The sequence below is a fragment of the Pseudomonas sp. R3-18-08 genome (assembly GCF_003852065.1).
Lineage (GTDB): Bacteria > Pseudomonadota > Gammaproteobacteria > Pseudomonadales > Pseudomonadaceae > Aquipseudomonas.
This window is the reverse complement of sequence record NZ_CP027729.1, coordinates 2,361,845-2,375,767: the sequence shown is the minus strand read 5'-3', so window position 1 is coordinate 2,375,767 and position 13,923 is coordinate 2,361,845. Positions and strand designations below refer to the sequence as shown.

12 protein-coding genes are annotated in these 13,923 nt (G+C 61.5%); 3 read left to right on the top strand and 9 right to left on the bottom strand.

What is annotated here, in order from left to right:
* The first annotated feature begins 53 nt into the window (after positions 1–53).
* Both C4J92_RS11080 and C4J92_RS11075 read left to right on the top strand, forming a co-directional pair.
* The gene (locus tag C4J92_RS11080) at positions 54–2,291 is read left to right on the top strand and encodes a TonB-dependent siderophore receptor (protein ID WP_124403848.1); all 2,238 of its coding nucleotides are present in this window, start codon (positions 54–56) and stop codon (positions 2,289–2,291) included.
* Between the two features lie 141 nt (positions 2,292–2,432).
* Positions 2,433–2,639, top strand: coding sequence for a hypothetical protein (locus tag C4J92_RS11075; protein ID WP_124403847.1), 207 nt, complete (start codon positions 2,433–2,435; stop codon positions 2,637–2,639).
* A gap of 99 nt (positions 2,640–2,738) precedes the next feature.
* Here the strand turns inward: C4J92_RS11075 and C4J92_RS11070 are convergent, their stop codons facing one another.
* The 9 genes from C4J92_RS11070 to C4J92_RS11030 all read right to left on the bottom strand — a co-directional run bounded on the left by C4J92_RS11070 (position 2,739) and on the right by C4J92_RS11030 (position 12,448).
* A complete protein-coding gene (locus C4J92_RS11070; RefSeq protein ID WP_124370349.1) occupies positions 2,739–3,230 on the bottom strand; it encodes a GNAT family N-acetyltransferase in 492 nt (163 codons plus the stop codon).
* Positions 3,231–3,377: 147 nt separating this feature from the next.
* On the bottom strand, positions 3,378–4,487 hold the full coding sequence (gene zapE, locus C4J92_RS11065; protein WP_124403846.1) for a cell division protein ZapE: 1,110 nt from the start codon (positions 4,485–4,487) through the stop codon (positions 3,378–3,380).
* 50 nt (positions 4,488–4,537) lie between these two features.
* On the bottom strand, positions 4,538–6,826 hold the full coding sequence (gene metE / locus C4J92_RS11060) for a 5-methyltetrahydropteroyltriglutamate--homocysteine S-methyltransferase (protein WP_124403845.1): 2,289 nt from the start codon (positions 6,824–6,826) through the stop codon (positions 4,538–4,540).
* A 132-nt stretch (positions 6,827–6,958) separates the two neighbouring features.
* A complete protein-coding gene (locus tag C4J92_RS11055; protein ID WP_124403844.1) occupies positions 6,959–7,792 on the bottom strand; it encodes a phosphodiesterase in 834 nt (277 codons plus the stop codon).
* 10 nt (positions 7,793–7,802) lie between these two features.
* Positions 7,803–8,834, bottom strand: a complete 1,032-nt coding sequence (locus C4J92_RS11050) for an ABC transporter ATP-binding protein (protein ID WP_124403843.1) — start codon at positions 8,832–8,834, stop codon at positions 7,803–7,805.
* On the bottom strand, positions 8,831–9,625 hold the full coding sequence (locus tag C4J92_RS11045; RefSeq protein WP_124403842.1) for an ABC transporter permease: 795 nt from the start codon (positions 9,623–9,625) through the stop codon (positions 8,831–8,833). The genes C4J92_RS11050 and C4J92_RS11045 overlap by 4 nt, the downstream gene beginning before the upstream one ends.
* Positions 9,622–10,440 (bottom strand): iron ABC transporter permease, encoded by an 819-nt coding sequence (locus C4J92_RS11040; RefSeq protein ID WP_124403841.1) that lies wholly within the window; start codon positions 10,438–10,440, stop codon positions 9,622–9,624. The genes C4J92_RS11045 and C4J92_RS11040 overlap by 4 nt, the downstream gene beginning before the upstream one ends.
* Positions 10,441–11,445 (bottom strand): ABC transporter substrate-binding protein, encoded by a 1,005-nt coding sequence (locus C4J92_RS11035; RefSeq protein WP_124403840.1) that lies wholly within the window; start codon positions 11,443–11,445, stop codon positions 10,441–10,443. It abuts the gene before it with no gap.
* Positions 11,429–12,448: a LacI family DNA-binding transcriptional regulator gene (locus tag C4J92_RS11030; RefSeq protein WP_124403839.1), complete on the bottom strand. Its 1,020-nt coding sequence runs from the start codon at positions 12,446–12,448 to the stop codon at positions 11,429–11,431. The genes C4J92_RS11035 and C4J92_RS11030 overlap by 17 nt, the downstream gene beginning before the upstream one ends.
* Before the next feature lie 352 nt (positions 12,449–12,800).
* Here C4J92_RS11030 and C4J92_RS11025 point away from each other — a divergent pair, with 352 nt between their 5' ends.
* Positions 12,801–13,898: a carboxynorspermidine decarboxylase gene (locus C4J92_RS11025; RefSeq protein ID WP_124403838.1), complete on the top strand. Its 1,098-nt coding sequence runs from the start codon at positions 12,801–12,803 to the stop codon at positions 13,896–13,898.
* Positions 13,899–13,923 lie beyond the last annotated feature (25 nt).

Sequence of the window (13,923 nt, the reverse complement as noted above, 5' to 3'; positions counted from 1 at the left end):
AGCCATGCCCACCCCATCCGGGGCGGCTCAAAGACGACAAGGAGTTTGCCGCGATGCTCGCGCCGTTTACCCGTTCCATCACCTTTACCCTTGGCCTGTTCAGCCTTGCGCTGAGCCCTGAACTGCTGGCCGAAACCGATCCCGAACACGCCCCCGCCAACGCTCTCGAACTGGGCGCCACCACTGTCACCGCCGAAGGCCTGGGTGCGACCACCGAGCACACCGGCGCCTACACCACCGGCTCCATGAACACCGCCACGCGCCTGAACCTGTCGATCAAGGAAACCCCGCAATCGATCTCGGTGATCACGCGCCAGCAGATGGACGATTTCAACCTCAACACGCTGACCGACGTGCTGCGCCAGACCACCGGCGTCAACGTCCAGCACTATGATTCGGACCGCGTGTCCTATACCGCCCGTGGCTACGGCATCAACAATTTCCAGATTGACGGAATGCTCAACACCTTCGGTTACATGAAGAGCGACGCCGACACCATTATCTATGACCGGATCGAAGTGGTGCGTGGCGCCACCGGCCTGACAACCGGCGCGGGCGACCCCTCGGCCACCGTCAATATGGTACGCAAGCGCCCTACCGCCCAATGGCAGGCGCAAACCGGGATCAGCGGCGCTACCCATGACAACTACTACAGCTACCTCGACGTCGGCGGCCCGCTGGCCTTCGACGGCAAACTGCGCGGGCGCAGCGTCCTGGCCTACCGTGACAGCAAATCCTTTCGCGACAACTATGCCCTGCAGCGGGCGGTCGGCTACGGCATTCTCGAAGGCGACCTTTCCGACGACACCGTGCTGGCCGTAGGCTTCGATTACCAGGACAAGCAGGTACAAGGCACTTCCTGGGGCACCGTGCCGTACTGGAACAGCCAGGGCGGCAAGGCCGGGCTGTCGCGCTCCACCAATATGGCGGCGCACTGGAGTTCCTGGCCACTGACCGACAAAACCACCTTCGCCACCCTCGATCATCGGCTGGACGGCGACTGGCATCTGAAGGCGGCCTACACCCATCGCCAGAGCGACACCGATGGCAAGGTGTATTACGGCGGCGCGGGGTTCCCCAATGCCGACCGCAGCGGCATGACGGCCTGGGCCAGCCATATGCGCGGCACCTCGAGAATGGAAGCCGTCGACCTCAACCTGGCCGGCAGCTACGCGTTGCTGGGCCGTGAACACGCGCTGATGATGGGTTATGGCGAGGCCGCGCAGCGAGACAGTTCGCCCTTCATGCGCACCGACCTGCCCTCCAGCTACTACTCCATCGAGGACTGGAAACACATGGGCGGCATCGGCAAGTTCAGCGATTACGTCACCGACCTCAAGGGTGAACACAGCAAGAAACAACAGAAAGCCGGTTACCTCGCGACTCGACTGAGCCTGACTGACCGCCTGCACGCCGTACTCGGCAGCCGCTACGGCAGTTGGGAACTGCAAAGCGCTACCCCCAAATACGACGCCAACGATCAACTGACCGCGTCCGGCAAAACCGGGCAAACCCATAACGACATGTGGACGCCCTACGCCGGGCTGCTTTACGACATCACGCCGCAATACACCGTCTACGCGAGTTACACCGACATTTTCAAGCCGCAGGATGCGCGTGATGCCAACAAGAAATACCTGGAACCGGTGGTGGGCAGCAACTATGAGGTGGGGCTCAAGGGCAGCGTACTCAACGAGCGTCTGAACCTAGCCGCCGCGTATTTCTGGAGCACCCAGGACAACGTCGCCGAGCGGGACGACTCGGTGCCGCCCAACCCGGCCACCGGCGAGGAGTACTACAAGTCCGGCGGCAAGGGCAACAAGGTGAAGGGTTTCGAACTGGAAGCAGCCGGGGAAATCACACCGGACTGGAACCTGACTGCGGGCTACACCTACACTCATTCGGTGAACGGCGCAGGCACGCGCAACAACACCGGCCAGCCGTTGAACCTGTTGAAGTTATCCAGCGCTTATCGTCTGCCGGGGGCCTGGCGCAATCTGACCGTGGGCGGCGCGGTGAATTGGCAGAGCGCGATGTATGACTTCGGCGACCGCCCCACGGGGGCGCGCAACAGCGAAGGCAGACCGATAACCACGCGGGAGAAAATCACGCAACAGGGCTACACCGTGGTCAACCTGATGTCGCGCTACCAGTTCGATGAACATGTTACAGCGTCGGTTAACGTCAACAATTTATTTGATAAGAAATATTACGAACGCGTTGGCTTTTATAACGGCGTGTATTGGGGCGATCCACGTTCAGTCACGCTGGCACTTGACTGGCGGCTATAACGCACCCTCGCGAAGTTAACAAAATTGTTAACTTCGCAGGTGAACTTCGTTAATTCCCACTTAATAGGATAACGCCATAGTCGCCCCACGATCAGATCAGGGAGTGACCGATCACCTATCAATCTAAATGGGAATACCGCCATGAAACTTTCGACCTTGATGCTCGCCAGCCTGATGACCCTGACCTCTGCCGCCGCCTTTGCAGAAGGCGGCTCAGAGCGTTCGAAAGAGTTCTACAACAACTTCAGCTTCATTCAGGAAAAAACCCACGGCAAGGCTGAAGTTGCGTCCGCCGATGGTAAACCGGTTAAAGCCACCACTGCCGAAACAGCACAACCCAATAGTTAATTAATGTTGAGTTAATCCGCAACACCCTCTGCCATTCCGCTCCCTTGGCAAAGGTTTATCAGGCGCCATTCAATGGCGCCTTTTTTTATCCTGTTTTTATTACAGCGCCTTGCTCCAGAACAACATACGGCCATGGGCAGGATCAAAAACCGAATCGTCGAAACCGAACTTGCGATAGGCCGACTGTGCCAACTCATTGCCTTCAAGCACTTCCAGGGTGATTTTGCAGCATCCGCGCTGCCGGGCGATTTCTTCGACTTTCTGCAGCATCTTCTGGCTCAATCCCAAGCCACGAAACTGTTTCGCCACCACCACGTCATGAACGTTGACCAAGGGCCGACAAGCGAATGTCGAGAAGCCCTCGAAGCAATTGACCAGCCCGGCTGGCTCACCCCCGACGAACGCCAGCACACTGAACGCATAGGGGCGCTTGGCCAGTTCCCCAGGCAATTGCTGCAACAGGTCGGCTTGCAAGGTGTGCCCGCCGCCCATTGGATCTTCAGCATAGTGGTTGAGCAACGAGCCGATGGCGTCGGCATGCACGGCGTTGGTGTAGCTGGCTTGCAGCACCAGGATGTCAGGGGTGTCCATTTCCGTCCTCGATAACGACAACCAGGGAATCGAATCCCTTTGAGAGGGGTGATTGTAGGCATGGAGTCGGCAGCAGATGAAGGAGATTAACGACAAATGCCTGACAGAAAACGCCCAGGTTGCAGGCATCCAAAGCCCTGGCCGAGGTCAGGCGCCGAAGCGCTGCAGCTGCATTTCTCGCAAGCGGCTCAAGGTGCGCCGAAAAGGAAACGCCAGGTAGCCTTCGGTATACAGACGGTCCAGTGGCACTTGGGCTTCGATGAACAACGGCACCTTGCGGTCGTAACATTCATCCACCAGCGCGATAAAGCGTCGCACGCTGTCATCGTGCACCGACAGCTGCGGCAAGTGACGGTCCCCTGCGACAACGCGCTCCGCCCCGTCTTCGGTACCACGGGCGATCCGCCCCGGGCGCTGCGGTGCGCTGAGGTTGGGCACCTGCGCCAACAGGATGGCCTTGAAGCGATCACACAGCAGCATGAAATCCATCGCGGCCAGCGGCTGCTCGCAGAGTTCGGCGTAGCGACACCACAGTACCGCGTCACTGGCCTGCACCGCCGTAATCGTGCGATGCCCCACGTTCACCACCCTGCCCTCACTGACCGTTTGCCCCGCGTTCAGTTGCTTGAACACCGTGGCCAGTGCCTCCGGCTGATTCACCCAGTAGCGCTGCAGGCCCACACCGGCGTGCAAGCGATGATCCTCGCCACCGTCCACCGCCACCACCTGCATATGCTGCTTGATCGCCGCGATCCCCGGCATGAACCGTTCACGGTTGAAACCCTCGGCGTACAGCTGCTCAGGCGGTTGATTGGACGTACAGACCATCACCACGCCCTCCTCGAACATCACTTGGAACAGACGGCCGAGAATGATCGCGTCACCGATGTCATTGACGAACAACTCATCGAAACACAGCACGCGCACGTCCCGGCTCAGTTCCCGCGCCAACGCCTGCAGCGGGTCTTTGATACCGCTGAGCTGGAACGAGCGCTGGTGTACCCAGCCCATGAAGTGATGAAAATGCTGACGTCGCGCCGGCACGCGCAGGCTTTGATAGAACTGGTCCATCAACCAGGTCTTGCCGCGCCCCACCGGCCCCCACAGGTATACGCCGGCAATCGGCGAATGGCCTTGGTGCAACGCCTGGTGACAGGTTTGCAAGGCCTGCACCGCCGCGTGCTGGGCGTCGTCGGGCACGAAACCCTGCTGGGCGATGGCATCTTGATAAGCGGCGAGCGGCGAGTCGAAAGTCATGGGTGCCAGTATGACTGACAACACGCACGCCAGCCGCGCAATCTTTGCCGTTAACCCAGTTCCGCACGCAGCTGGCACGCCGCCGTGACCATGTGAATCAACGCCGCTTCCGTCTCCGGCCAGCCACGGGTTTTCAGGCCGCAATCGGGGTTCACCCACAACCGCTGCGCCGGAATCCGCTTGGCCGCCTTGCGCAGCAAGTCGAGCATCTGCGCAACGTCGGGCACACGTGGCGAGTGAATATCGTAGACGCCAGGGCCGATGTCGTTGGGGTAAGCGAAGGCGTCGAACGCGTCCAGCAATGCCATGTCCGAGCGCGAAGTTTCAATGGTGATCACGTCGGCGTCCATGGCCGCGATGGATTCGATCACATCGTTGAACTCGCTGTAGCACATGTGGGTGTGGATCTGGGTGTCGTCACGCACGCCGCAGGCGCACAGGCGGAACGCTTCGGCGGCCCAGTCCAGGTAGTGCTGCCATTGCGCCTGACGCAATGGCAAGCCTTCGCGGAATGCGGCCTCGTCGATCTGCACGATCTTGATGCCGGCGGCTTCCAGGTCCACGACTTCGTCACGGATCGCCAGGGCCAGTTGCCGGGCCTGCACTTCGCGGCTCACGTCTTCCCGTGGGAACGACCACATCAGCAGGGTCACCGGGCCGGTCAGCATGCCCTTGAGCACCTTGCGCGTGAGGCCCTGGGCATAGCGGATCCACTCCACCGTCATTGCCTTCGGGCGGCTCAAGTCGCCATAAATCAGCGCCGGTTTCACACAGCGCGAACCGTAGCTCTGCACCCAACCGAAGCGGGTGAACGCATAGCCGTCCAATTGCTCGGCGAAGTATTCGACCATGTCGTTACGCTCGGCTTCACCGTGCACCAGCACATCCAGGCCAATATTTTCCTGTACCTCGACGGCGTGCCTGATCTCGCTGTGCATTGCTTCGACGTAGTCGGCTTCGCTCAACCTGCCGGCCTTGTACGACTGACGCGCCAGACGGATCGACGCGGTTTGCGGGAACGAACCGATAGTGGTGGTCGGAAACAGCGGCAGGTCGAGGCCGGCCCGTTGTTTCTCGATACGCTGGGCAAAGGGCGATTGGCGCTGGCTGTCCTGGGCGCTGATAGCGGCCACGCGTGCTTGCACGGCAGGCTTGTGAATACGCGGCGAAGCGGCACGCGCAGCCTGTACCGCACGGCTTTCCGCCAGCGCCGCCAGCACGTTTGGCGCCTCGGGTTGGTCGACGGCCTGGGCCAGTACCGCGACTTCCGCGCACTTTTGCAGGGCGAAGGCCAGCCAACTTTTCACCTCAGCGTCCAACTGGTCTTCACGCGCCAGATCCACGGGGCTGTGCAGCAGTGAACAGGACGGCGCCACCCACAAGCGATCGCCCAGTTTTTCATGGGCGTGTTGCACCGTCGCCAGGGCTTTTTCCAAGTCGCAGCGCCATACGTTGCGGCCATTGACCAGGCCCAGGGACAGCACTTTATACGCGGGCAGGCGATCGAGAATGGTCGGGTATTGCTCCGGCGCCCGCACCAGATCGATGTGCAGGCCATCGACCGGCAGGTTGGCGGCCAGGCCGAGGTTTTCCTCCAGCCCGCCAAAGTAGGTGGCGACCAGCTTTTTCAGCGGGTCGCGCTGGATCAGGTTATAGGCGCGCTCAAAGGCATTCTTCCAGGCCTGCGGCAGGTCGAGCACCAGAATCGGCTCGTCGATCTGCACCCACTCCACGCCCAACTCGGCCAGGCGCTGGAAAATCTGACCATACAGCGGCAGCAGGCGGTCGAGCAGCTCGAGCTTGTCGAAGTCAGCACCCTTGGCCTTGCCCAACCACAGGTAGGTCAGCGGGCCGATGACGACCGGCTTGACGCTGTGCCCGAGATCGCGCGCTTCCTGGACTTCTTCGAACAACTGTTCCCACCCCAGGTGGAATTGCTGGTCGACGCTGAATTCCGGCACCAGGTAGTGATAGTTGGTATCGAACCACTTGGTCATTTCCTGGGCGTGTGCACCGCCGCAGCAGTTATCGCTGACGCCACGGGCCATGCCGAACAGCGTCTGCAACGTGGCTTGGCCATCGGCTGGGCGGAACCGCTCGGGGACTACGCCAAACATCAGCGAGTGGGTCAGCACCTGGTCGTACCAGGCGAAATCACCTGCGGGCAGCAGCTCAATGCCCGCTTGTTTTTGCAGCGCCCAGTGAGCCTTGCGCAAGTCACGGCCCACGGCACGCAGGCCGTCTTCGTCGAGTTCGCCCTTCCAGAACGCTTCCTGCGCTTTCTTCAGTTCACGGTCGCGTCCAATGCGCGGGAATCCGAGGGAATGAGCGACTGCCATGACTTACAACTCCACTGTAGGTATTCAATGGCAGCCATTGTCGGCAGATGCCGATAGTGAGACAAACTCATTTTATTTCAGATGATCACAAGTTCTACTCATGTTTAAACCGGGATTGCTCAGTCAATCGGATCAGTCAATCAACCCATGAGCGTCATAGAACGGATACGGGCCGGGGTAATCCCCGAACACGCCGTTGTGGCTGAGCAACCCCTGTTGCGCGTCCCAGCGATGCAACAGATATCCCGCCGGCTCCAGGTTGAAATGCGCGGGCGCGGCGTCTTGCAAATCCAGCACGATCTGATGGGAGGTGCCGGGGCACACGCAGCTCAAGCTGCCACCAAAGCGTCGCTGCATCGGCCGGTGCAGGTGCCCGCACAGCAGGCGTTCAACTTGCGGGTGGCGCGCCACGACTGTTTCCAGGGCGGCGGCATTGATAAACGGTTCGCGGTCCATATGGCCGATGCCGCTCATAAACGGCGGGTGGTGCAGAATCAGCAAGGTCGGCGCATCCCGGCGTCGCGCCAGTTGCTCGTCCAGCCATTGCAATTGGCTGTCCAGCAATTGCCCGCCATGGCCACCGGGGATGGTCGAGTCCAGGCCGATCAAACGCAGCGGATGCTCGTCCACCACCCAGTCCAGCGGGCCCTCTGCCGACGACGGCAAATAGGCGTGATCACGGAATGCTTCGAGCAACGGACCGCGTGTGTCGTGGTTGCCAGGCACCAGGTAGCACGGCATGTGCAGGCGTGCGAGTTCGGGGTGCAGCACGGCGTACTCATTGGGGCGACCGAAGTCCACTAGGTCGCCGCTGACCACCACGATATCGGGCCGTGGATGGCTGGCGTTGAGGTGGTCGACGGCACGACGCAGCGCGCCCAGGGTATCGACGACCCCATAGGTGAGGCGCTCGCCGGCTTTAAGGTGCAGGTCGCTGATCTGTGCAACAAGAAACGTACGATTCACAAACAGACTCTCACGCATTCAGGGTGAACAACATGTGCGGCGCGATCGCCAGGGCAATCGGCGCGCCGACGGCGTACAGCTGGTTGTCGCTGCTGTCCACCAGCAGCGGTTGCCGACCCCCCACCTCCACCAGCAGGCGGCTTTGCGCGCCCTGGAAAAACTGTGCGAGCAGATGGCCGTGCAGGTGCCCTTCGCCTTCCATGACTCGCAGGTGTTCGGGGCGGCAGTACACCGTGGTGGGTTGACTGGCCGCGTGCCACGGCAGCACACCGCCGCTCACCTTCAAGCCATGGACCGACTGGTCCAGCACGTGAAAGGCATTCAGGTTGCCGACAAAACCGGCGACAAATGCATTCGCCGGTTTCTGGTAAATATCCCGTGGGCTGGCCAGTTGCGCGACGCGGCCGTGCTCCATCACCAGGATGCGATCACCCAGGGCCATGGCTTCGCCCTGGTCGTGGGTGACGAACACCGAGGTGATACCCAGGCCACGCAGCAGGTCATTCAGCTCACTGCGCAGGCGCTCACGCAGTTGCGCATCGAGGGCTGCCAGCGGTTCATCCAGCAACAGGACCTTCGGGCGCGGCGCCAGGGCACGGGCCAGGGCCACGCGTTGACGCTGGCCACCGGACAATTCGTGGATGCTGCGCTTGCCATGCTGTTGCAGGCCCACCAGCTCCAGCAACTCGTCGCAGCGCTTGTTGCGCGCAAGCGGCGACATCCCGCGAATCCTCAAGCCGTAGACGATATTGCCGGCCACATCCAGGTTGGGAAACAGCGCGTAATTCTGGAACACCATGCCCACGTCGCGACGCTCGATGGGCAGGCGCGTGACGTCGTCGTCGCCGAAAAACACCTGGCCCACATCCGGGCGCTCCAGCCCGGCGATCAGGCGCAAGGTGGTGGTTTTGCCACAGCCCGATGGGCCAAGAATCGCCAGGGTTTCGCCGCCTTCGACGGTCAGGTCCAGGTCATGCACGGCCACGGTGCCGTCGGCGAATGCCTTGCGACAGCCTTGCAGGCGAATAGTGATAGCGGTCATCGACGCTCTCCACGGGATAAACGGGCACTGATGGCCTGCAATGCAATCAGCAGCGGCACGATCATCAGCAAAAAGATAAGGGTATAGGCGCTGGCGATTTCCAGGCGCGCCGAGGCGTAGCTGTCGGCCAGGCCGACCGGCAAGGTCTTGGTCATCGGTGTGTGCAGCATCCAGGTCAGGTTGAACTCACCCAGGGACAAGGTGACCACCATCAGCACACCCGCCAGAATCCCTGCCCGGCTGTTGGGCACCACCACGCTGAAAAAGCGTTTGATGGGCCCGGCGCCAAGGCTGGCCGCCGCCTCTTCCAGCACCGGCAGATGCTGGCGCTGCATCACCGCCATCACCGGGCGCACCAGGAACGGCAAGGTGAACAGCACATGACCCACCAGGATGAACAACCAACTGCTGCGAAACGTGCCGAACTGGCCGTAGGTGAGCAGCAAGGCCAGCGCACTGGCCAGGCCCGGCATCGCCACCGGCAGCACCATCAGCTCCTCGAAGGCGCGGCTGAAGCGGTTGTCCATGCGCACCAGGGCGTAGGCCGCCGGCACGCCGATCACGCAGACGCACACCGCACAGGCCAGGGCCAGTTGCAGCGACAGCCACACGGTCGGCGAATAGGCCTGCCATACCTGCACCAGCCAATCGAAGGTCAGTCCACTGGACACGCCGACAAAGAAATTGCGCGTCAAGCCTGCCAGCAACGACATCAGCACCGGCACCAACATGAACGCGCACACCAGCAAGGTGAACAGCAGTTGAATCACAAACAGCGATGAGCGCTTCACAGGACAGTCCCCGCATTTTTCACCAGGCGTCGCGTGAGCAACAACACCGCCCAGGTCACCGCGCCAAGCACCACCGACAACGCGGCGGCGACGGCAAAGTTGGCGTAGTTGGTGAACACGTTGTAGATCGCCACCGGGGTGACGTTCAGCCGCGTGCCCAAGGTAAAGGCCGTGCCGAAGGCGCCCATGGACGTGGCAAAACAGATCGCCCCGCACGACGCCAGCGCCGGCGCCAGGCCCGGCACGATCACGTCGCAGACCACCCGCCAGTGCCCTGCTCCCAACGAATGCGCGGCTTCTTCCAGGCTACGGTCGAGGCTTTCGCAGGCCGCCATCACCGTGAGGATTACGCGTGGAATCGAGAAATACAGGTAGCCGACAAACAACCCGGCCAGCGAATAGGCAAAGATCCAGCGTTCACCGGCCAATTGCAGGCCGAGCGACGCCAGCAGCCCCTGGCGCCCGGCCAACAGGATGACCAGGAAGCCCACCACCACCCCGGGAAACGCCAGGGGAAACGTGAGCAAGGCCACCAACGCCGAGCGCCCGAAAAACCGCTGGCGCGCGAGAAACACGCCGCTGATGCCGCCAATCAACAACGCCGTGAACGTCACGACGATGGCCAGCACACAGGTCTGCGCCAGGCTGCCCAGGTACTGCGCGCTGCTGAGCACCTGCCAATAGCCGCTGCCGTGGCTGTCGCGGCTTTCGCCGCCGAGCACGATCAAGTGCGCCAGCGGCAGCAGCCAGAATGCGAACAGCACTGCAAAGGCCGGAGCCAGCGCCCAGGCCGCACGTTTTGCCGATGTAGCCACTTACTTGACCTCGTTCAGATAACGGGCCGCGAAGGCTTCCTGCACGGCGGCCATTTTCTGGTAGTCCACCACGCCGGCGCGCGCATAGTCGCTGTCGGGCAGGAACTGGGCGGCGACCTCAGCCGGCATCTGCACCGGGCGTACCGGACGCAAGTAAGCTTTGGCCCAGAGTGCCTGGCCTTGATCCGACAGCACGAAGTCCAGCACCTTCTCACCATTGGCGCGGTGCGGCGCGTTGGCCACCAGACTCATCACGTAGGGCACACTGATGCTGCCCTCTTTGGGGATCACGAAGGCGACGTTGGCGTTGTCCTTATAGCGGGCGCGGTAGGCGTTGAAGTCGTAGTCCACCAGGATCGGCAATTCGCCGGACAGCACCCGCGCATAGGCGGTCTGCTTGGGCACGATGGGCGCGTTTTTCGCCAGTTTCTGGAAGTAGTCGATGGCCGGGGCGAAGTTGTCCAGGTCGCCGCCCATCGCGCGGTTGATCGCCACAGCAGAGACGTAACCAACAAAGGCGCTGGACGGGTCCAGGTAGCCGACCATGCCTTTGTATTGCGGCTTGAGCAGGTCGGCCCAGCTTTGCGGCACCGGCAGGCCACCCAATGCATCGACGTTGACCATGATGCCCAAGGTGCCGGAGTGAATTGCGAACCACTGGCCCGCCGGGTCTTTCAGGCCGGCGGGGATCTGCTCCCAACCCTTGGGTTTGTAGCCGTCGACCACGCCGGCTTTTTGCGCCTGCAGGCCAAAGGTCACCCCGTAGTACACCACGTCGGCGACGGGTGCGGCCTTTTCGGCGACCAATTGCGCCAGCGACTGGCCGGAGTTCTTGTTATCCAGCGGCACTTGCACGCCGGTGCTGGCGGCAATGGCCTTGAGCTGGGTGCCCCAGTCGGCCCAGTCCGGCGGGCAGTTGTAGCAAATTGCGGTGTCGGCGGCCTGGGCCAGGCTGGCCATACCACACAGCAGCACGGCGGCCAGGGTTTTACGCAATGCGCGCATCAAGGGATTCCTCGTGGGTTTGAGTGCTTTCGCCCGGCCGGATGTGGCAAGGCAGGCAATGGGAAATCGGGGCGTTGCCGGCGATCTGCGCCAGCAATTGGTCAATCACTGTGCTGGCGAGCAGCGCGATGGGCTGCACCACGCTGCACAGGGTTGGGTGCATCTGGGTGCCGAGGTCAATGCCGTCAAAGCCCATCACCGAGAGTTGCTCGGGTACGTGCCAAGCGTTGCGACGCAGTTCGGCGATCAGGCTGATGGCGAGGAAGTCGTTGGAACACACCAGTGCCGTGGGCGCCTCGGGGTCTTCAAGGTACGGCTGGATGGCGACGAATTCAGCCTGGGTGTGCGCGGGCATTTCGATCACCGGGCGGCTCTTGAGGCCGTAGGCTTGCATCGCGTCGCAGTAACCGGCGTAACGCAGGCGCGCACGGTCGGACTGCAACGCGGGGCCCGCAACCATGCTGATGCGCCGGTGCCCTGCTTCCAGCAGATATCGGGTGGCCATGGCCATGCCGGCGCGGTTGTCGACCGACACGGCGCTGTAGCTGGGGTTGCTCGGTTGGTGGTAGGCCAGCACGAATGGGGTCTGTTCGCTGGCGAGGCTGTTGAGCACGCTGTTGCTCTCGGCATCGGTGACCGTCAGTACCAGGCCGTCGACACGTTGGCGCAGCAGTTCTTCCACCACCATGCTTTCGCGTTCAGCGCTGTAGTCGGTAGTCGCCAGCACCAGGCTGTAGCCGCGCAACCGCGCGGCACGCTCCATGGCCTGGAACTGTTCGGCGAACACCGGATTGAGCAAGTTGGGCACCACCACGCCAATCAACCGGGTGGTTTGCAGGCGCAGTTGGCGACCGAGCAAGTTGGGCCGAAAGCCCAACTCACGGGCAGCGGCAAACACCTGCTCGCGGGTGGCCGGGCGCACCTGGTCGGGGGAGGCAAAGGTGCGGGCGGCAGTGGCGCGGGATACGCCAGCCAGCTGCGCAACGTCTTTCAGGTCAGTCATCGTCACTCGCTTGAGATCGATCTCATTGGCGAGGACAGTAACGGGGGAATGTGGCAGGAAGGTGGTGGGGAGATGACGGTTTGATGTCAGTGAAGCCTGGCTACACAGCGTTGATCGTTCCCACGCTCTGCGTGGGAACGCCGCCTGGACGCTCTGCGTCCCGCTTGTGAGGTGACGCGGAGCGTCATGGGATGCATTCCCATGCAGAGCGTGGGAACGATCAGTAGTCATACTCAGTGGTTAAGATCGTAAAACCGGCGCAGCAAATTCCGCCCACTAACCTTTCGATCTGATCCAAGTGCGGGCACAATGCGTGTCCTTTTTTGGCAGGCACCGCCGCAGGCTCTCAAAAATGATCAAAACGCCGTACTACCTCATCGATAAACAGAAGCTTCTGGTCAACATGCAGAAGATTGCCTACGTGCGCGAGCAGTCCGGCGCCAAGGCTCTGCTGGCGCTCAAGTGCTTTGCCACCTGGTCGGTGTTCGACCTGATGCAGCAATACATGGACGGCACCACCTCGTCGTCGCTGTATGAGTTGAAGCTCGGCCGCCAGAAGTTCGAAGGTGAAGCGCACGCCTACAGCGTGGCCTGGGCCGACGATGAAATCGAAGAGATGCTGGATAACTGCGACAAGATCATCTTCAACTCCATCAGCCAACTGCAGCGTTTTGCCGAACGTTCCGAAGGCAAGACCCGTGGCCTGCGCGTCAACCCACAGGTGAGCAGCTCCGATTACCTGCTGGCCGACCCGGCGCGTCCGTTCAGCCGCCTGGGCGAGTGGGACCCGGTGAAGATCGACGGCGTGATCGATCAAATCTCCGGTTTCATGTTCCACAACAACTGCGAGAACGGCGATTTCAGCCTGTTCGACAGCATGCTCGGCACCATCGAAGAACGCTTCGGCGCGCTGCTGCACAAGGTCCAATGGGTCAGCCTCGGCGGCGGCATCCATTTCACCGGTGAAGGCTATGCGCTGGATGCGTTTTGCGCACGGTTGAAGGCATTCTCCGAAAAGTATGGCGTGCAGGTATACCTGGAGCCCGGCGAAGCGGCGATCACCAACAGCGCGTCTCTGGAAGTCACCGTGCTCGACACGCTCTACAACGGTAAAAACCTCGCCGTGGTCGACAGCTCCATCGAAGCCCACCTGCTGGACCTGCTGATCTACCGCCTCAACGCCAAGCTGGCGCCGAGCGAGGGTGAGCATACCTATATGGTGTGCGGCAAATCCTGCCTGGCCGGCGACATCTTCGGCGAGTATCAATTTGATCGTCCGCTGGCCATCGGCGATCGGCTGTCGTTCATCGACACCGCTGGCTACACCATGGTCAAGAAAAACTGGTTCAACGGCCTGAAAATGCCGTCCATCGTAGTGAAACAACTCGACGGTACAGTCGAAGTGGTTCGTGAATTTGGTTACGACGACTACCTGTCCAGCCTTTCGTAAGCTGGCGGATATAGGAGAAATAAAG